Below are 18,580 nucleotides of genomic sequence, written 5' to 3'. Positions count from 1 at the left end.
GATACATTAGCTTTAGCAATAAATATAACTGTCTTCATAATTGATTGAGACATTCAACTCTTTAAGTCAGCTCATAAATTTTTTTATTAAATAAACCCTATTCGTGCTTAATTCACTAAATGAGCCAATTTTCATTCATACTCTAAAACAAATTTTGTTGTTACATAGAATTCACCTCTGCCTATTTTTTTTGTTAATAGTGCATTGGGTTCACCTTGTATATACGCTTTTAAATTTAAATCATTGCCATTTCCAGTGTGAAGGTTCTGTATATAGCTATGTACCTTATTTAGGATAATAGGCGTTCCATTTTCAGTTTCTAATCCAATAGCTATCCCACTAGCTTGACTACCGCGATCTAATGCTAATAAACCTGGAAGCGCTAAATTTTCATTTCCGGTAAACGTTACTCTCACTTCTTTTCCCAATACTAAATCACAATTAATTAAACGGATCGTAAAAGGCTGACTATGTGTTCGTGTATTAAGATATAAATATTTATCAACAACAGTGCCAAAATCTAACTCAATATTTTCATCTCCAGGATAAACTTCACAAGCATCTTCAACCAAAACGCCATCAAATTGTACCGTTTCCGCTTGTGATACCCCTGAAAAGTTCAACAAATAACCAACGAAAATAAAAGAGCATAATTGGCATAGCCTATAGCTCATATTCTTTGTTTTAAAAATTAATTTATTGAAAATCAATGGTCAATGCTCCTGTTGCCGTAAAATCATCCCCTATAAGTTCTGTGCCCGCGAGTTTAATAGGCACCGCAGATAATTTTGGGGGGGCCGCTGGGTTAATCGAAAATGCTTTATTCAACTCTAATGCCTGACCATCCTTTTGAATTTGCAAACCGAATTTACCATTATTTAAAGCGCTGACCGTTCGCAATGTTGCCTTATCAAACCCATTTCCAGCTTGAGTACCACTAAATGTTAGTGTGACATCCCAAGGTTGATTTAAATCACCTAGACAGTCCAATTGGTAAGGAATCTCTTGTTTAAACCTATCACCGTCAACTTTACGTACTCCCACCTTACCAAATGACACCTGTATTGGTTTATTTTGGTTAAGCTGACACACAGGAGGAATAATTAAAGTGCCGTCAAATACCCAATTTGCCTGAGCGGATTGTCCGGCTAACATCAACATGTCAAACACAATAAAACAGATGACTGCGAATCGTTTCATTGATAATCCACCTTCAAGGTTGCAAGTGCCGTAAAATGACCACCGTCTGTGTTGCTGTAATTAGCAGTGCTATTCTTTATTGGCGCGACTTTTAAAGAAGGTAGTGCACTGTACGTAAATTTAACGGGTTGATTTATCGCTTGCCGAGAACCATTAATATAAAACACTATGCCTAATTTACTATTTGATGTTTTCAATGCCCCATTACTATTAAAAGTTGTTTGCTCACCTTTCAACGTTAATGTCAGATTGTTTTTAGCTAATTCTGAACAGGTCAGGCTTAACGGCAAATCCTGTAAATAATGCGTTCCATCTATCCGAGTTAATAAAATATCGCCAAAATGAATTGATTCTTGGTTATTATTATTCAAGATGCATTCTGGGGGAGTGACGATAAGATTTCCACGTAGGTTGATATTTACCCCTAAAACCGGAGCAGTACCGACAAAATATAATATTACCAACCACCAACCTGGGTATTTCATATTTTCTCCTTAGCGATAATCGACCAACATGGTTAATATGCCACTAAAATTACCGCCATCGGTTAACACACTACCAATTGGTTTCACTGGGATCGCATATAAAGAGGGCATTGTTCCTTTATAAGTAAAATTCAATACAGCTCCGTTATTCAAACGGGTATTATCCTGATATATCGCAATTCCCAAATTTGTTAGGTTGGTCTTTATGACATTCTGCCCATTAATCGTGGTTGCATTCCATCCCAACGTCATTTTCACCGCATTGCTATAAATGTTGATACAATTTAATTCATATTCAATCTTTGTACGTTTATAGCTGCTATTATCAATCAAGGTTTCGTGTATATTGCCAAAATCCACATCCGTTGTGCTTCCTCCATTAATCGTGCATTCTGGCGGTGTAACCACTAATGTGCCATCAAAATTAACGGTCAAAGCATGAGATAATACAGGGTGGAGACCTACAAATAAGCCTATCCCAAGCCAATAGATTATATGTTTTTTCATACTCATTCCTTAACCTATTGGTAATTTAAGGTCATTGTCATCACACCGGTAAACCTACCCGCATCTGTAAGCATTTTTCCTGTTGGTTTTGTAGGTACTGCATATAATTGTGGCGATGAACCGTAGGTAAAATTAATGGCTGAATTATTTCTCACTCGAGTGCTATCACGATAAATGGCTATCCCTAAATCCGTTCGATTGGTTTTTATTGTTGATTCACCATTTAGAGTTAATTCATTCCAAGACAGCGTCATAGTTAAATTGTTTTTTTCAAGCCCCGTACAAACAAGGCCATAATTAATTGGCATCCGCTTATAGCTCGTCCCATCAATAAGCCCTTGCTGTACTTCACCGAAACTAACCGACGTGGCCTGATTACCATTAAAAGTGCACTGAGGTGGCATCGTAATTGTTAATGTCAAATTGAGATTAGCTGTATCCGCTTTTGCAAATATCATCACACTACTTAATAACAAAATAGTGACGAATAACCGCCGTTTTTTTAATGTATAGAGCCTAACATCTATTAATTGCATCAGAATGTCCTCTATTCATAGCTCACTTGAAAACGGATCAATGCACGATAAGCACCAGACCTTAACTCTGCGGTTGTTCGTACTGGGGTTATATAGTAGGTCAATTGATTATGCCCTGAAGAAATCAACTGAGGGTGGCTGTATTGCCCCAATGTTATTGGGTTACGTTCAGCATCACTCAATCGCAATCCCATTCCTTTTGCGCCTAACACAGACACTAACTGCTCATCTTGGGCGTCCGTCGGTGCTAAAAAACGAATTTTCATCGCTGGCATATCTGGGCTCCATAAAACATTGCCCGCTTTATTACGACTTCGGCTTTCCCCTCTTAAGCAATCTTCTAGCCGTAACTGTATGGCTATAGGAGTCCCCATTTGACCCACTTTCTCTACTTGCCCCGTTCCTATCGTTCCTAAATCTACGGTTTGGTAGGTAGAAGGCATCGCCAGTCGGCAAGCACTTTCGGTTAACGCTCCCTGCACATATAACGCGCCATGAGCCCCATCCACATCCCAGTTATCCACCTTATCTAAGATGCTCCCCAGAGCAGAACTCGTAAGTAAAATCCATCCTAAACAACTCAACGGCATACCCTGGAGAGTTCTATGCGCTACTGTCATGACGTTCCTCTGTTATCTAATCCGTTCTTAATCCGTCTTTCCTAGTTTTTCTCAGGAACTACATGGCAATTAGGACCTTGGCATGTAAAGGTCAATGTTGGCCGACCACCATAATCATTGATATACGTCAGCACAGGACTCGTTCCCAATGCATTCGCACTTCCTGCTAATGGTTGGCGACTTTTTGGTGCAACCATCACTGGCTCAAATCCAGAGACTGTTGCTCCTTCTTTACGTGGCGTAGCATCTACAATTGTGACGTAATAAGGTGTTGGATTAACCAGTGTATATTGGTCACCTTGCCGAGTTAGCGTCACTTTTTCTTGCCATGGATTATCCCTTTGTTCGCGAGTTGGAATGATCGCTTTTGGGCGATAAAACAACTTAATGCGCGTTTGTAATGCGAGTTGCAATGTGTTCGGTTTATCACTTTTTGGCGGAATTTCGCGCAAGTTAAAGTAATACACTGATTCTCTATCTTGAGGGAGTTTAGCAACACTGGGTAATGCTTGAATTTTGACTTGGCTTTTTGCCCCAGGCTCAATCCGCTGCACGGGAGGAAGCACGGTAAATGGGTCGCTAACTTTTTCACCCTGCCCATTTTCAATCCAACCTTGAGCTAAATATGGCAGCTGTTTGTTTTCATTACTGACATTCAGGCTTATTGACTTATCTTCACCGGTGATAATCGCTCTTGTTCTATCCAGTGCAATGGCAGCATGCGCGTTGGGTAACATTATCGATGAAAAGACGCCCCCTAAAAATAACATTGAGGCACGATAACCTATTGTTTTACTTATCATATAACTATCTTCCTATTCTTATCACTTTAAAGGTAAGTTGTTTCACTATCTGGCCAGCAGATGCACTCTGTTTCCGTCTATCCACACAATCACTCTTGCTTGTGCCTCACTGATTACTGGAAAGGTGGCATGGCAATAACCAACGAGATAACAGCATCTCTCCTTCAGGTAGCTGATCGGGTAAGGTGATCTCACACTGTACCTGCTCATCCCAACGTACTTTTAATACATCTTTAGGATTCAAACCGGTTAAATAAGTCACGCCATCATCACCAACCATGCCGACATTCTGTCCACGTTTATTCAGTACTGTCGCCCCAAACGGCGGCGTATCGTCGTTCGATAAACGCAATACGGCCATTCCACTATGCCCAGCCACGACCTCAAATTGACGATAACCAATCGCCCCTTCGGTTAAAGTGCCTTGTTTTATCGACTGAGACACCTGTGCGTTTTCAGGTAACGAGTTCAAGTCCACGCTAATTTGGTTGCGGTAATAGCTATTCACATCAGTGATGACAGCCTGCCCAAAACGGTTGCTTCGTATCACTGAGCCATAACCACGTAATGGAATATCTGCAACACCATCCGTATCAACAAATATCCGCGTTCCACCTAATTGGTTATTTCTATGCATCACAGCGCCATTTTCTGTGGCAGTAAATCCGCCTTGAAATGACAAGCCAGCGGAGCGATAGCGATCTTGTTGATACGTTGCATTCGCATTAACTTGAGCTAAATCACCTTGATAAGTGTAATAACCACTCATCAGCGCACCTGATTGCGCCCACCCCGTACTTAACTGGTAATTGCTACGTTCATCGAACCGGTTGTAGTAGCTAATACGCTGAGTGCTGTCACTTTGATCCCAACTACTATTCAGGCTAACAGATCCCCTATCTCCCCATGGTATGGAGAGTGAAGCGTACATACCATCATCATTTATTCCGCGATAGCGGTTGCGATAGCCCGTTACATTGACACTTAAATTTTTCCACTTATCGACATCAAAATAGCGCGCTAACGAGAGGCTATAACGATCGTTATCCGGCTGATCCCAATATGTTTGATGATAATAATTAACGTATGCACTCAACCCAGTTTCAGGAAATTGCTGGTTATACGAGAGGGTATACATCTCTTTACTGTTGTATTGACGCACTTCAGTAGCCTGTGCATCTAAATACTCAGACATACTCATAAAACCTTGTTCGGAAAAACGGTACCCAGCAAAAGTCACTTGGCTGTTATAAGCATCAAAGTGTTTTGAATAGCTCAAGCGATACGAACTTCCCCGATAAGTTTTATCACCGATATCCTTTAAGTCTTTCAAATGAGCACGCGCATGCGTTACATCAAATGAAAGAGCCCCGAGCACCTTTAAATCTCGCCCAATACCAAAAGCAGCAGAGTTATAATTCTCTGAGGTCATTCCGCCACCAAACAGAGACCAACCATTATTCACTCCCCATGAAAACTCACCGCTAGCAAAGTTTTCTCCTCTCACTTGGTGGCGCCAATCAGTGGGGCGACCTGCTGCAAGCTTATAGCGTAGGAGTCCAGGTCGAGTCAGATAAGGTACGCTCGCAGTATTTACAGTGAATGTTTGTGTTGAACCGTCTTGTTCTTTCACTTCGACATTGAGCTCACCCGTCAGTGCGTCATTCAGGTCTTGAATACGAAAAGGACCTGCTGCAACTTGAGTCTGATAGATAATTCGCCCTTGTTGGCTCACAATCACGGTTGCGTTACTTTTGGCGACGCCTGTCACTTCAGGTGCATAACCTCGTAAATTTGGCGGCAACATATTGCTATCAGTCAGTAAACTCAGTCCCGTAAAGCGAAAATTGTCGAAGATGTCAGAACTCAGGTAGTCCTCTCCGAGTGTCAATTTAGCGCCTAACGGTTTAACCGAGCGGTACATGTAGTAACGGTTCCAATCTAACGATGACGTTGAATCTTGACCTTGTTGCTTATCAAAACGCAGCTGCCAGTCAGCTCGCACTCGCCAAACATCTAAGTTAATCCCCATCACCCCATTACCACTGGCGTTGTAGCTGGTTTGCAGTCCACTTCTTGTCTGTTGGCCAATTTGCATATTCAAGTTATAGTCAAGTAACGCCCCTGGTATCCCCTCTTCCCAACGAGCTGGAGGATCCCAGTTCTCCGCCGTATACTCTAAATAAGCTTGCGGTAAACTAATGTATAAAGCCGAGGAGGCTAAATCGGCTTTGACTTCCATCCCTGGGAGACTCTCTAATGACAAACACTGATCTTGATGCCACCACTGTAATGTCGGCAATAAATTAGGCTTAAGACCGAGTTGTTGCACTAATGTAGGGCTTAAACATGCTTCACTTTCATTCCTCTGGTGTTCTGGCGCATAATAAAAAACAGTTTGTTCAGGAATACTTTGTTTATTTAGAAAAATAGTAAAACTGTATTCTCCGGGCATTAAATAACCGGGACGAGAGAACTGGCTTAAATCAATATTCGCCTGATCATTGACGTCCAAAATATCGGTATTAAATTCTATTTCAGTCGCATTTGTTGTTAAGCTGATGACCAAGGTTGCAAGTAACCCTGCTCTGTATGGCTGAACAAATCGTAATAACGGCGAATAAATACAATTTAGGGTCATGGTATCGACCTTCTTATATATTCTTTTTTCGTGATGTCATTGCATGATTGAATTGAGTCATCTTCCCTGAAAGCCCAGATGACATTACGTCTTCGTTATTCATAATCCAATTTAAAGCGCAACTGACTGTAATATTGTCCTGAACTCAGCGGACGATGATTAGCGACTAACCGCAATTGATAGATTAATTCTCGGTTCCCCTCAACGAGTTGATTAGAAGACATACCTTGACCTGGAATTACGATTTCACCATCGTTATCACGCTGAATTAGCAAACCGACACCTTTGGCTTGCCCGCTCACACCAAATAACCCTTTTTCATGAGGGCCATCAAAGGTAATACGAAAATATTGCCAATTCGGTTTATTCGGATCTTGTTGTTCAAGAACACAATTCATTAATCGAATCACAAAGGGGCGTGTTGGTCCTTGCCCATCACGACGAATTTGTGTCAGCGCTAAGCTTCCCATATCAACAGTTTGGTCACGACTTCCCACATCAATAGCACAAGCTGTTTCAATTATGCTTCCATTCATCTTGACTGAGCCTGATGCGCTTATTGAAGGAGCAAAAATCAAAGCACATATTCCTAGACCGATTGAAAAAACACCGCTGCCTATTGGATTATTCATTCTTATTTCTCACTCAAAATTCAGTTAGGGATGAGCCAAAAACATCCTTGTTTACTGGCTCAATATGAATTATTCGTAAGACATCGTGAAATCTGCAACAGAGCTGAAATCACCAGCAGTAATGGTAGAGATATCGCCACCATTACCCATTAGGTATGCAGAGAAACGTAAGGTATTATTACCTTCTTGAATATTTTGGAAGGGTGTTGCGGTACCCAGTGTGATGACATTCCCGTTACCCGTCGTAATTTGAACGCCCGCACCTGAACCAGTACCAACAATACCGAGCGTTTTATTGGTATTATCGAAGGCTGCGGATGCGCCAGTAAATACCAATTGCACCCCCTTAGTGAGGTTCGTGATATCACAGTTTTCCAGTGCAATGTCAAATACGCGTGGTGAAGATTTACCACCATCAACTAATGCCATATTAGAAATGAGGCCCAGATCAACAGTTTGATCGATAGAGTCTGGAGAGATAGAGCATGGCGCATCAATAATAGCCCCTTTAAATGTGACTTTTCCATGTCCTTGGTCTGCTGCATTTGCGGCAGATGCTAGACCTAGCATCATAAAAGTTGCTATTGCAATTGATTTATTTTTCATGAATAAAACCTATAACCTATTAATTGTAAAACATACGGATGATTAACAAGGAAATAAAATTTCCCACTACAGATTTAAATGCCAATCATTTATTTAATTAAAAAATCAAATAAACAAAATGAACAACTAAATAAAAATAGTTTGATTAAAAATAAAAAAGGAACCCAAAAAGAATAAAAACCACAATTAAAAATTAATAGTATTTAACTGATGAATCACTAATTACATCAAAAAAAGCATCTTTATGTAATAAATTAGAGCTTATATAATTATTCGTTAATACTTTCTCATAAATCAAAAATAGCTCATAATTACTATTTTTAATTTCTTTCGTCACAATATTAAAGAATTCGAAAATAGGCACTTCCAAGAAATATAATATACCTAAAATCATATCCACAGTGATATAGTTAATGCCATTTTCGTATCGTGAAATTTGTTGTTGTGACATACCAACTTCTTTCGCTAATTTCTTTCCTGATATGCCATAGGACTTTCTAAGTTTAAACAATACACGACCAATAATGACAGCCATTTCTTTTTTTATTGCCACTTTGTCACTTTCACTTAAAGGTCGTGAATTTATTTTTAAAAGCATGCCGTTACTCCACTAAAAATCAAAACATAATATTAATTCACTCTTCTATTTCCAATTCATAACCATTGTTACGCTGTAAAAGTGTATTAATTATCATGGAGTAGCATCATAAATGCAACGCAGCCTATTATTAGCAATAAAAAAAACACCATTTATGCGTAAGTGAAAATATATAAAGCCAATAATAAAACAACGACTTAAAAAATATTGTTAAGTTATTCATGTCAATGAGGCAGCATTTTATAACAAACAAATCAAAAAAAGACTAAAAATATGATTTTTAATCCCTAAAGTAATAAATTTTAACAGCTTGAAAAAATATCAAATAATTAATAACAAAATGGATAACTAAAACCCACAATTAGGTGATACTGACTAGCACGCTAAGTTTCATATTCTTTTTTACAATAACCTCATTAATTAACTTAAAAATCATAATATTAATAATATCGTTTCTTATCTATTCGCCACTCATACTGAAAACAGTCTATGAACACACTTAAATTTCACAAAATACCCCCAATACACACAATAGAGGTTATTTTTAATAAAGTTAGCCTTCAGGGAACGATATTTTTTTCATAAAAGGAGTAAAGCGATATGATATTTTTTCTCCCTCTTCTTCTTTTCCCCTTTAAAATATGAGTAAAAAATAATAAATCAGCGAGCTTTAGTTCAAAACATGGCGCTACTCGCGATAAATAACCAATAACCTCTTTTTTTAGGCCTCAAATCAATCAAAACACGCCATATGTCACCTTATATTTTTCCTAATTTCCGACTATTTATTGATTCAAAATGAGGGGAGCCAGACATAATCAAGTCACAATGAAGATAGCAATGATATCGTTGTTACGATTATAATACTGATGACGTATTTGCCGGTTCTTGCTAAGATTCATGCTGAAAGCATACCGATTTTCAGTGAATTAACCGCTAAGCGTTTATCGATTTTATCGGTCTAATACCCTAGTCACTTTTTATTATATAAAACCTAATGAGTCATTATGTCTGTTATTGATGATTGGGCTGAGCGCCACATTCAAGAAGCCCTAAGCAAAGGTGAACTAAAAAATCTACAAGGGGAAGGTAAACCGCTATTACTGGATGATGATAGCCAAGTCCCACCTGAATTACGGGCGAGTTATCGCATACTAAAAAATGCAGGTTATCTACCTCCCGAATTACAAGATCGCAAAGATGCGCTAACCTTGGTCGATATGTTGAAAGGTTTAGAACCTGATAATCCCAGCTATCTCCCTTTAAGCAAACAACTGTCTTTGTTAGAACTGAAACTTAAACAAGCCAATGTGAATACTGACTTTTTGCATGGTGAATATGAAATGCCTATTCGCCAACACTTTAAGCCTAAGTAATGCACTCATCTCCCCAAGCGATATTCCATTGGTGTTTTACCATAGAATTGGCGAAATGCTTGGCTAAAAGCCGAATGAGAGTCATAGCCGACCGCTAATGCAACCTGCTCAATTGAAAGAGTTCCCATCAATAAACGGCATGCGGCTTCCATTCGCTGTTGTAATACAAATTGCATCACGGTTAGCTGAGTCTCTACTTTAATTTTGCGCTGTAATGTACTGACTGACATACAGAATGCATTAGCCATATCTTGGCAACTAATTGGCCGATGTAAGCGCGCATCAACCCATTGCGTAATGCTATCAATCCACTGAGATTGTGGTTTCAATTGTGCAAGTAGTAATTTTGCGATAACCGTATTCTGCTCAGGTGGCTGGGGGAAATTTTGTAACCAATTTAATAATCCCATTGCCGCCGGAGTTAACGAAAAGTAGGGCGTTTTTTCATCAAAACGCCATTGTGAAGCGATTGGCATTTCCAAAACATAGTTTTGGTTACCTGTTTGTCCGCTAAAGGCATGGCTCACACCCGGAGCGATTATCACCCCGTTGCCTACCCCCAACAAAAAATGTTGTCGATGCATATTAATTTCCATTCCACCAGCTAATGCAAAGACAATTTGCCATTGCCCATCATGCTGATGAGAAACAACATCTTCGGAATATTGGCGGTAATGTAATTCAGGCAATAACAAAGGCGAACTCCTACTTGCTGGGCATAGTAGCAGTATAGCCTTTTTATTATTTAAATTGCAGCTAGCCTGTCAGGCAAGTCTCGCACCATTAGGCAGGGGTAAATTGAACTCAGCCAGAACGATAGCGCCTGTCTCGTCAGGAGCACCTGTAATAAGAACCTCAGATTTAATACCTGCGATGCGCTTGACTTCAAAGTTACATACGCACAATACACGCTTACCAACCAATTCTTCTGGTGTGTAATTGACAGTAATTTGTGCGCTCGAACGCTTAATACCTAATTCACCTAAATCCACGTCCATAACATAAGCAGGTTTTTTGGCTTTGCTATTCACTTCCGCTTTAATTATCGTACCAGCCCGCATTTCAACACGAGTAAAATCGTCCCATTCAATATGTTGCATATTTTTTCCCTGAGTTAAGTCATACATAAGTTTTAGGCTATCACAAACCTTGTGTAGAACTTTATCGCCAAACAGGCATTCTTTGTCGCGCAACCGTCATCGCAAAACGTTCCTCTCCAAGCATAACGAATACCGAAAATCGACATTTATCGCCGCTATATCCTTACCGTAATCTTATTTATATTCGTTATTCAATTCGTTACAAATACGGCTAGCTAATCTTAAAAGCTCAGTTTTTATGACTCTCTAATGTTTATATGTCTTAAATTGGATTTATATGCCGATAAAGCGCTAGAATATATAAGCAGAACATCTAATCACAAAAGAAAAGGATGTATTATGTCGAATCAATATCAAATTGGTGTTGTTGTAGGAAGTTTACGTACAGACTCATACAATAAATTGGTCGCCAATGCACTCATCAAGCTATTCCCAGCGCATTTCTCATTTCAATTTATTGATATCAGTCAACTGCCTTTATATAACCAAGATGCTGATCAACATGTTCCCGCCATTGTCACGGGTTTCAAATCACAAATTACTCAATGTGATGGCATTATTTTTGTTACCCCTGAATATAACCGTTCAATCCCCGGTGTTTTAAAAAATGCCATTGACCAAGGCTCACGCCCATGGGGTGATAATTCATGGAATGGGAAACCAGCGGGTATTTTAGGGGTATCGATTGGAAATATCAGTACTGCTATTGCTCAACAGCACTTGCGTAATAGCCTTGCGTTTTTGAATATGCCAACGCTCAACCAACCTGAGTGCTATTTGAAATGGTTTGATGGTATGGTCGATGAACAAGGAAATTTTGCCCCTAAGAGTAAAGAGTTTATTCAAGCGTGGGCTGATGCTTATGCGCAATTTGTCATTAAGAATAGCAGCAAATAATAAAACGAAAAGGGCATCGCCGTTGCGATGCCCTGATTAAAAATCGCTAATATATTAGCGACCTGCTTTTAGTTTCTGAAAATACTCTTCATACACAATATTTGCATTACCGACATCACTTTGCCATTCACCTTTTTTCAACACCTCTTCACTTGGATACAGGGATGGATCATTAGCGATTTCTGGCGGTAGCATCTTCTTGGCTTCTAGGTTGGGTGTTGGATAACCGATCGTTTCCGCAACCTGTGCGGCAATTTCAGGGCGCAAGAGGAAGTTGATCAACTTATGTGCCCCTTCTGGATTTTTCGCATTTGCAGGGATAGCTAAGCTGTCCATCCAGAAAATTCCCCCCTCTTTTGGCCAAACAACGTCTATTGGTAAGCCGGCTTGACGCGCCACAAAGGCGGAACCATTCCACAGCATCCCAACATCAACTTCACCTTCAATAAATGGTGTTGCAGGGTTATCGGAGTTGAAAGCTAAAATATTTGGACGTAATTTTTGCAGCTCTTTATAAGCTTCTTCAATTTGTTTAGGGTCTGTGGTGTTACCTGAATACCCCAATTTCGTCAATGCGACTTGGAATACCTCGCGCGCATCGTCCATCATTAATAGGCTATTTTTATATTCGGGTTTCCAAAAATCAGCCCAAGAAGTCACCGAGCTAGGGTCAACCGCATCGCCGTTAATACCAATACCCGTTGCCCCCCAAATATAAGGGATCGAGTAATCATTTTGTGGGTCGAATTCTTTATGCAGTAGATTCGGGTCAAGATTATTAAAATTACTGAGTTTGTTTTTATCAATTTTTTGTAACATGCCTTCTTTACTCATTTTAGAAATAAAGTAAGTTGAAGGAACGACCAAATCATAAGCACCTTCTTTATAGGTCTTGAGTTTGGTGTACATGCTTTCATTTGATTCGTAGGTGGAATAAATCACCTTGATCCCAGTTTCTTTAGTAAATTGCTCTAATAAACCAGGGGGAACATATTCTGTCCAGTTATAGAAATACAGTACGTCTTTATTTTCGTCAGCAGCTGTAGCTGCGCCAATACTTGCAGCAACTAAGCCAGCCGCCAGCAGATAGGACCATTTTTTCATTACTGAGCATCCCTCAACAAAGTGTTTTTTTATACTCGCCATATTTCAAGTCACCCTTTATCACCGGATTACACCAATCGAAACTTGAATTATCTTGTGTATATATATCTTATAGGCTCATAGAGAGCCCACCCTCATCGCCAAATGGCATCGAAATATGCGAGCTACTGACCCCAGTAGCAGCGCTGCGTATACAACATAAATAATGATTATGGCTGCTTTGCGAGTTTATCCCGCATCACCCATTGGCTCAAACAAACTAAAATTAGCGACATTAACAACAATACCGTCGCCAAGGCATTAACCTCAGGAGAAACACCGACTTTCACCATCGAGTAAATCTTTAACGGTAAAATTTCATAGCTTGGCCCCGTCACAAATGATGAAACGACCACATCATCCATAGATAAGGTAAAGCTCAATAGCCACCCAGCAACAACAGCGGGTAATGCTAACGGGAGGATAATCTTGCGTAAAATTGTAAACTCCCCAGCCCCAAGGTCCCTAGCTGCCTCCAACATTTTCACATCAAAGTCCTTCAATCTGGCATAGACGGTCACCACAACGAAAGGTAGGCAGAATGTAATATGTGAAAATAGCAACGACCAAAAACCGAGAGAAACCCCTAAGAGCATAAATAATACCAGCAGAGAAATTGCCATCACGATATCAGGAGACATCATGACGACAAACAGCATGCCACCGACAAACGGTTTTCCTCTAAAACGGTAACGAAACAGTGCAACGGCTGTTAATGTGCCAATTATCGTAGCAAATGTCGCCGAAATAACAGCCATCGTCAACGAATGCCCTGCCGCCTGTAATAAGCTATCGTTATTTATTAATAGTTCATACCATTTGGTTGAAAAGCCCTGCCAATTAATTCCAAAACGGGATTCATTGAAGGAATTAACAATCAAAATGATAATTGGAATATAAAGATAAGCGTAGACGATGGCCATAAAGCCACCTCGTAACGTGCGACCGATCATTCTTCATACGCCTTTTTATTCAAAAGCTTAGCAGCTCGGTAATACACATACAGCAACAGTCCCATCATCACAGTCAAGAAGATGCTGGTTGCCGCACCAAACGGCCAATCACGGATATTCAGGAATTGACTCTTAATAACGTTCCCTATTAAGAGATTTTTTGCTCCTCCCATTAAATCCGCAACATAAAACAGCCCCATCGCCGGTAATAACACCAGTAAACAACCCGCGATAATACCGGGCATAGTGAGCGGAATAATGATCTTTATGAAGGTCTGAAATTTATTCGCACCAAGGTCTCTCGCCGCTTCTAAATAAGATTTGTCGAGTTTTTCAATACTGGAATAAAGCGGCATTACCATGAAGGGCAATAGAATATAGATAAGGCCTAATACAACCGCTTCAGGTGTATACATCAAGCGTATCGGTTTATCGATAATGCCTATCCACAACAAAAAATCATTTAAATACCCTTTGGTACTCAAAAAAACTTTTAATCCATAAATACGGATTAGAGAATTAGTCCAAAAAGGTACGATCAGCAGAAAAAGCATTAAAGGTTGCAGACGTTTTGGTAACTTTGCCAGAATAAAAGCGAATGGATAGCCAATAATTAAACAAAAAAACGTGGCGACCAATGCCATATTCAGTGAATGAAGCATCACTTCCGCATACATGGGATCCGATAAACGGAGATAGTTATCCCATGTAAAGATCAGATCGACAAGGTTAGTATCACTGCGCGTCAAAAAGCTAGTACCAATGATCATGATGTTTGGTAAAAAGACAAATAGCAGTAACCAAGCTACCACGCCTGTAATGATAACGTTTTGTAAGAACTTATGTTTACGCCGGATCATCCAGTACCACCTCCCAGCTTTCAACCCAAGTTACAGCAACTTTTTGGTTTAAGGAGTGGTCTACGTCTGGATCATCCTCATTAAAGAATTCGCTGACCATGATAATTTTGCCATCTTCCATCTCTACCACAGAATCTAGCGTCATCCCTTTATAATTGCGCTCACGAACATAGCCAATTAAACCAGGATGATTTTCTGCATCATTCACCTCTTCTACGCGCAAATCTTCTGGGCGTAATAAGACATGAACAGATTGCCCTTCTTTAACAGGAAGAGCGGTAAAGATATCACATTCATGGCCCTCAACATTGGCGCGAATACGTTGTTCATCAATGCGATATAGCACTTTCGCATCAAAAATGTTGATTTCACCAATAAATTGAGCAACAAAGAGATTTTTAGGCTCTTCATATATTTCTCGTGGTGAGCCATCCTGCTCTATTTTGCCTTCACGCATCACGATAATACGGTCAGACATCGCAAGTGCTTCTTCTTGATCATGCGTGACGAAAATAAACGTTATCCCCAGCTTACGTTGCAATGCTTTTAACTCATTTTGCATTTGCTTACGCAATTTATAATCTAGGGCAGATAAAGATTCATCCAGCAGGAGGACTTTTGGGCGATTAACGACAGCCCGAGCAATAGCAACTCGCTGTTGTTGTCCGCCAGACAGCTGGTTTGGACGACGTTGCGCGAAATCCTCTAATTGCACCATACGCAATGCTTGATCAACACGTTTCTGGATCTCATCTGCGGGTGTTTTTTGCATGCGTAGACCAAAAGCGACGTTATCAAAAACAGTCATATGTGGGAACAAAGCATAGCTCTGAAATACCGTATTCACAAAACGCTGTTCTGCTGGAATATCAGTAATATCCTGGCCGTCAAGGATGATTTTGCCTTCATCAACATCTTCTAAGCCGGCAATTAAACGTAAAACGGTTGTTTTGCCACAGCCAGAAGGCCCTAAAATGGTTAAAAACTCACCATTTTGGATGGTTAAGTCAAGCTCGGAAATAATTTGTTTGCCATCAAAAGCTTTATTTAATGCTTTTAATTCGACGAGTGGTGTCAGAGAGGTTGTCTCAGTCATTTATGCTACACTCTATCCCTATGAATAATGCAGATAGAACCGCTACCGTTAAAGACTGTGTAAGCTTATCGGAGATTGACTCTTCTTATCTTCCCCAGCAAAGCCCAAAACCAGTAGCGCCATTTAAATTTCATTAAGTGGTGCATGATAAACACTGTTTGCTCAAATTGAAAGCCATTTTCAGCATTTTGTTTGCCTTTCGTTATGAAAACTCAATGAAATTATTGTCTTTACGAAAAAAATAAGCCACTTAACCATAGCAACATGAATCGGCAACCCTTTGTAAGATAATCATAAAGGCAACTTAAGTTAGATTTTCATTATTCATAACATAAACAGCATGAATACTGATTAAAGTTTAATACAACTCTATGAAAAAAATAGACAATAGGGATACATAAAAGTTAAAAATCGCTCTGCTCGACCATATTATCAATACATTTTTTGCAATTGAATTTCAAAAATAGATAGTCAGTAACACTAATAACATAGGCTCAAAATAAATCCTGCTTTATTTATTCTGTGACCTCTCGCAAATTTTTCACTTAAATGAAATGTAATATCGATAATATTAATCAATGTCATGTTATTGACCACATCTAACTGAATACAATCATCTTATTAAAAATAAATAGATAGGCATCCGCTATTCATAATCGCATCTCTTTTAGCCGCAGCACATTCCTCTTACATTTTTAGGCTAGCAGAAACAGCATTCAATTATGAATAAACAGAAGCTCCTTATTGGGGCTATTACACGATTCCATTGGATAAATATGTGAGTAAATAACATGTCTAATAATGAATTTTTTTATCAACCGCCTTATCCTTTATCTGTAGACAATACTGAATATTATCAGTTAAGTGATAAATACGTTTCTGTAGAGACATTCGCAGGTAAAGAGATCTTAAAAATTGAACCGGAAGCGCTAACCATTTTGGCTCAACACGCCGTCTATGATTCTCAATTTTTCTTAAGAGCAGCGCACCAAAGGCAAGTAGCGGCGATATTATCTGATCCAGAGTCAAGTGAAAATGATAGGTATGTCGCGTTACAACTTTTACGTAATGCCGAAATCTCCGCTAAAGGAATTTTACCGAACTGCCAAGATACCGGTACCACAACCATTGTTGCTAAAAAAGGCCAACAAGTTTGGACTGATTGTAATGATGCAGAAGCTTTATCTCGTGGTGTTTATAATGTCTTCAAACAAGAGAACCTTCGCTTTTCTCAAAATGCCGCGCTAGATATGTATACTGAGGTCAATACCGGCACTAATTTGCCTGCTCAAATTGATATTTTTGCCACTGAAGGAGAGGAATATCACTTCTTGTTTGTGAATAAAGGCGCCGGTTCTGCCAATAAATCGGCTCTATTCCAAGAAACCAAGACTATTTTAGAACCGAATAAACTAAAAGCTTTCCTGATCGAAAAAATGAAAGCATTAGGAACCACCGCATGCCCTCCATACCATATCGCTTTTGTGATTGGAGGAACCTCTGCTGAAGCGACATTAAAAGCCGCAAAACTGGCTTCAACAAAATATTATGACAATTTACCCACCTCGGGTAATCAATATGGTCAAGCATTTAGAGATATCGAACTCGAAAATACCTTACTTGAAGCAACTCGCCATTTTGGTTTTGGTGCTCAATTTGGTGGTAAATATTTTGCGCATGATGTCAGAGTGGTGCGTTTACCTCGTCATGGAGGATCTTGCCCAATTGGTTTAGCCATTTCCTGTTCCTCTGACCGTAATATTAAAGCAAAAATCAACAAACAAGGCTTATGGATTGAAAAAATGGAACACAATCCTGCGCAATATATCCCCGAATCTTTACGCCAACATCATGAAGCTAAAGTCGTTCATATAGACCTGAACCAGCCAATGCAAGCGATATTGACAGAATTAAGCAAACATCCTGTATCCACTCGCGTTTCCCTTAGCGGTCCATTGATTATTGCGCGCGATATCGCACATATGAAGCTTAAAGAACGCCTAGATAATGGAGAAGAGCTACCACAATATTTTAAAGATCATATGGTTTATTACGCAGGTCCAGCCAAAAAGCCCGAAGATAAAGTTTCTGGCTCATTAGGCCCAACGACAGGTAACCGTATGGATCCGTATGTTGATCTATTCCAATCTCATGGCGGCAGCATGCTCATGCTGGCAAAAGGTAATCGAACCCAAGCGGTCACTGACGCATGTAAAAAACACGGTGGCTTTTATTTAGGCAGTATTGGTGGCTCAGCAGCCATCTTAGCGCAAGAATACGTCAAAAGTTTAAGTTGCCTTGAATATCCAGAGCTTGGTATGGAGGCAGTTTGGAAAATGGAGGTTGAAGGACTACCTGCCTTTATTTTAGTTGACGATAAAGGCAATAATTTTTTCGAACAAGTACAAAATCAAACTTGCCAACGTTGTGTTAAATAAATAAAAAATAACGGCGACTAAATTCAATCGTCGCCGTTTTTTATTTAAGGCCATATCATTAACAACAATAGCCGATTTACTGTCACCGT

General features: G+C 39.6%; 20 protein-coding genes. 3 read left to right on the top strand and 17 right to left on the bottom strand.

Annotated elements, in window-relative coordinates:
• Positions 1 to 131: 131 nt before the first annotated feature.
• The 11 genes from O7C57_RS02745 to O7C57_RS02695 all read right to left on the bottom strand — a co-directional run bounded on the left by O7C57_RS02745 (position 132) and on the right by O7C57_RS02695 (position 8,628).
• Positions 132 to 674, bottom strand: a complete 543-nt coding sequence (locus O7C57_RS02745; protein WP_163863653.1) for a fimbrial protein — start codon at positions 672 to 674, stop codon at positions 132 to 134.
• Positions 675 to 696: 22 nt separating this feature from the next.
• Positions 697 to 1,200, bottom strand: a complete 504-nt coding sequence (locus tag O7C57_RS02740; protein WP_154623600.1) for a fimbrial protein — start codon at positions 1,198 to 1,200, stop codon at positions 697 to 699.
• Positions 1,197 to 1,685 carry a fimbrial protein gene (locus O7C57_RS02735; protein ID WP_163863088.1) on the bottom strand — a complete coding sequence of 163 codons (489 nt, stop codon included), beginning with the start codon at positions 1,683 to 1,685 and terminating at the stop codon, positions 1,197 to 1,199. The genes O7C57_RS02740 and O7C57_RS02735 overlap by 4 nt, the downstream gene beginning before the upstream one ends.
• 9 nt (positions 1,686 to 1,694) lie before the next feature.
• Positions 1,695 to 2,192 carry a fimbrial protein gene (locus O7C57_RS02730; RefSeq protein WP_163863090.1) on the bottom strand — a complete coding sequence of 166 codons (498 nt, stop codon included), beginning with the start codon at positions 2,190 to 2,192 and terminating at the stop codon, positions 1,695 to 1,697.
• A gap of 14 nt (positions 2,193 to 2,206) precedes the next feature.
• The gene (locus O7C57_RS02725) at positions 2,207 to 2,728 is read right to left on the bottom strand and encodes a fimbrial protein (protein ID WP_163863092.1); all 522 of its coding nucleotides are present in this window, start codon (positions 2,726 to 2,728) and stop codon (positions 2,207 to 2,209) included.
• An 11-nt stretch (positions 2,729 to 2,739) separates the two neighbouring features.
• Complete coding sequence (locus tag O7C57_RS02720) at positions 2,740 to 3,348, bottom strand: fimbrial protein (RefSeq protein ID WP_269723581.1); 609 nt, start codon at positions 3,346 to 3,348, stop codon at positions 2,740 to 2,742.
• A 41-nt stretch (positions 3,349 to 3,389) separates the two neighbouring features.
• The gene (locus O7C57_RS02715; RefSeq protein ID WP_154623610.1) at positions 3,390 to 4,118 is read right to left on the bottom strand and encodes a fimbria/pilus periplasmic chaperone; all 729 of its coding nucleotides are present in this window, start codon (positions 4,116 to 4,118) and stop codon (positions 3,390 to 3,392) included.
• 139 nt (positions 4,119 to 4,257) lie between these two features.
• Positions 4,258 to 6,792: an outer membrane usher protein gene (locus O7C57_RS02710; protein ID WP_269723580.1), complete on the bottom strand. Its 2,535-nt coding sequence runs from the start codon at positions 6,790 to 6,792 to the stop codon at positions 4,258 to 4,260.
• Between the two features lie 95 nt (positions 6,793 to 6,887).
• Positions 6,888 to 7,424 carry a fimbrial protein gene (locus O7C57_RS02705; RefSeq protein ID WP_154623606.1) on the bottom strand — a complete coding sequence of 179 codons (537 nt, stop codon included), beginning with the start codon at positions 7,422 to 7,424 and terminating at the stop codon, positions 6,888 to 6,890.
• Between the two features lie 69 nt (positions 7,425 to 7,493).
• Positions 7,494 to 8,030 (bottom strand): fimbrial protein, encoded by a 537-nt coding sequence (locus O7C57_RS02700; RefSeq protein ID WP_154623607.1) that lies wholly within the window; start codon positions 8,028 to 8,030, stop codon positions 7,494 to 7,496.
• Between the two features lie 193 nt (positions 8,031 to 8,223).
• Positions 8,224 to 8,628 (bottom strand): helix-turn-helix domain-containing protein, encoded by a 405-nt coding sequence (locus O7C57_RS02695; RefSeq protein WP_154635616.1) that lies wholly within the window; start codon positions 8,626 to 8,628, stop codon positions 8,224 to 8,226.
• Between the two features lie 1,007 nt (positions 8,629 to 9,635).
• On the opposite strand from O7C57_RS02695, the gene O7C57_RS02690 reads away from it, so the two are divergent.
• Positions 9,636 to 10,004, top strand: a complete 369-nt coding sequence (locus O7C57_RS02690) for a DUF1992 domain-containing protein (protein WP_269723579.1) — start codon at positions 9,636 to 9,638, stop codon at positions 10,002 to 10,004.
• A gap of 5 nt (positions 10,005 to 10,009) precedes the next feature.
• Here O7C57_RS02690 and O7C57_RS21530 read toward each other — a convergent pair whose 3' ends face one another.
• The gene (locus O7C57_RS21530) at positions 10,010 to 10,699 is read right to left on the bottom strand and encodes an AraC family transcriptional regulator (protein WP_269723578.1); all 690 of its coding nucleotides are present in this window, start codon (positions 10,697 to 10,699) and stop codon (positions 10,010 to 10,012) included.
• 69 nt (positions 10,700 to 10,768) lie between these two features.
• The gene (locus O7C57_RS02680) at positions 10,769 to 11,104 is read right to left on the bottom strand and encodes a tRNA-binding protein (protein ID WP_154622073.1); all 336 of its coding nucleotides are present in this window, start codon (positions 11,102 to 11,104) and stop codon (positions 10,769 to 10,771) included.
• A gap of 339 nt (positions 11,105 to 11,443) precedes the next feature.
• Between O7C57_RS02680 and O7C57_RS02675 the strand changes: the two genes are divergently transcribed.
• Positions 11,444 to 12,001, top strand: a complete 558-nt coding sequence (locus tag O7C57_RS02675) for an NADPH-dependent FMN reductase (RefSeq protein WP_154622072.1) — start codon at positions 11,444 to 11,446, stop codon at positions 11,999 to 12,001.
• Positions 12,002 to 12,055: 54 nt separating this feature from the next.
• On the opposite strand, the gene potD is transcribed toward O7C57_RS02675, so the two are convergent.
• The 4 genes from potD to potA form a co-directional block, all read right to left on the bottom strand.
• Positions 12,056 to 13,105: a spermidine/putrescine ABC transporter substrate-binding protein PotD gene (gene potD / locus O7C57_RS02670; protein WP_154622071.1), complete on the bottom strand. Its 1,050-nt coding sequence runs from the start codon at positions 13,103 to 13,105 to the stop codon at positions 12,056 to 12,058.
• Between the two features lie 209 nt (positions 13,106 to 13,314).
• Positions 13,315 to 14,097, bottom strand: a complete 783-nt coding sequence (potC, locus tag O7C57_RS02665; protein ID WP_154622070.1) for a spermidine/putrescine ABC transporter permease PotC — start codon at positions 14,095 to 14,097, stop codon at positions 13,315 to 13,317.
• The gene (gene potB, locus O7C57_RS02660; RefSeq protein ID WP_154622069.1) at positions 14,094 to 14,957 is read right to left on the bottom strand and encodes a spermidine/putrescine ABC transporter permease PotB; all 864 of its coding nucleotides are present in this window, start codon (positions 14,955 to 14,957) and stop codon (positions 14,094 to 14,096) included. Before potB ends, potC begins: the two co-directional genes overlap by 4 nt.
• Positions 14,944 to 16,053 (bottom strand): spermidine/putrescine ABC transporter ATP-binding protein PotA, encoded by a 1,110-nt coding sequence (potA, locus tag O7C57_RS02655; RefSeq protein ID WP_154622068.1) that lies wholly within the window; start codon positions 16,051 to 16,053, stop codon positions 14,944 to 14,946. Before potA ends, potB begins: the two co-directional genes overlap by 14 nt.
• 791 nt (positions 16,054 to 16,844) lie before the next feature.
• On the opposite strand from potA, the gene O7C57_RS02650 reads away from it, so the two are divergent.
• Positions 16,845 to 18,491, top strand: coding sequence for a fumarate hydratase (locus tag O7C57_RS02650; protein ID WP_196713660.1), 1,647 nt, complete (start codon positions 16,845 to 16,847; stop codon positions 18,489 to 18,491).
• Positions 18,492 to 18,580: the final 89 nt, after the last annotated feature.

The organism is Providencia sp. 21OH12SH02B-Prov, from assembly GCF_027362595.1.
In the GTDB taxonomy this organism is placed as follows: domain Bacteria; phylum Pseudomonadota; class Gammaproteobacteria; order Enterobacterales; family Enterobacteriaceae; genus Providencia; species Providencia zhejiangensis.
This window is presented reverse-complemented; position numbering and strand designations above follow the sequence as displayed.

Coding starts and splice junctions, on each gene's coding strand:
- O7C57_RS02745 (WP_163863653.1), bottom strand. CDS start 674: ATGAGCTATAGGCTATGCCAATTATGCTCTTTTATTTTCGTTGGTTAT.
- O7C57_RS02740 (WP_154623600.1), bottom strand. CDS start 1,200: ATGAAACGATTCGCAGTCATCTGTTTTATTGTGTTTGACATGTTGATG.
- O7C57_RS02735 (WP_163863088.1), bottom strand. CDS start 1,685: ATGAAATACCCAGGTTGGTGGTTGGTAATATTATATTTTGTCGGTACT.
- O7C57_RS02730 (WP_163863090.1), bottom strand. CDS start 2,192: ATGAAAAAACATATAATCTATTGGCTTGGGATAGGCTTATTTGTAGGT.
- O7C57_RS02725 (WP_163863092.1), bottom strand. CDS start 2,728: ATGCAATTAATAGATGTTAGGCTCTATACATTAAAAAAACGGCGGTTA.
- O7C57_RS02720 (WP_269723581.1), bottom strand. CDS start 3,348: ATGACAGTAGCGCATAGAACTCTCCAGGGTATGCCGTTGAGTTGTTTA.
- O7C57_RS02715 (WP_154623610.1), bottom strand. CDS start 4,118: ATGTTATTTTTAGGGGGCGTCTTTTCATCGATAATGTTACCCAACGCG.
- O7C57_RS02710 (WP_269723580.1), bottom strand. CDS start 6,792: ATGACCCTAAATTGTATTTATTCGCCGTTATTACGATTTGTTCAGCCA.
- O7C57_RS02705 (WP_154623606.1), bottom strand. CDS start 7,424: ATGAATAATCCAATAGGCAGCGGTGTTTTTTCAATCGGTCTAGGAATA.
- O7C57_RS02700 (WP_154623607.1), bottom strand. CDS start 8,030: ATGAAAAATAAATCAATTGCAATAGCAACTTTTATGATGCTAGGTCTA.
- O7C57_RS02695 (WP_154635616.1), bottom strand. CDS start 8,628: ATGCTTTTAAAAATAAATTCACGACCTTTAAGTGAAAGTGACAAAGTG.
- O7C57_RS02690 (WP_269723579.1), top strand. CDS start 9,636: ATGTCTGTTATTGATGATTGGGCTGAGCGCCACATTCAAGAAGCCCTA.
- O7C57_RS02680 (WP_154622073.1), bottom strand. CDS start 11,104: ATGCAACATATTGAATGGGACGATTTTACTCGTGTTGAAATGCGGGCT.
- O7C57_RS02675 (WP_154622072.1), top strand. CDS start 11,444: ATGTCGAATCAATATCAAATTGGTGTTGTTGTAGGAAGTTTACGTACA.
- potD (WP_154622071.1), bottom strand. CDS start 13,105: ATGAAAAAATGGTCCTATCTGCTGGCGGCTGGCTTAGTTGCTGCAAGT.
- potC (WP_154622070.1), bottom strand. CDS start 14,097: ATGATCGGTCGCACGTTACGAGGTGGCTTTATGGCCATCGTCTACGCT.
- potB (WP_154622069.1), bottom strand. CDS start 14,957: ATGATCCGGCGTAAACATAAGTTCTTACAAAACGTTATCATTACAGGC.
- potA (WP_154622068.1), bottom strand. CDS start 16,053: ATGACTGAGACAACCTCTCTGACACCACTCGTCGAATTAAAAGCATTA.
- O7C57_RS02650 (WP_196713660.1), top strand. CDS start 16,845: ATGTCTAATAATGAATTTTTTTATCAACCGCCTTATCCTTTATCTGTA.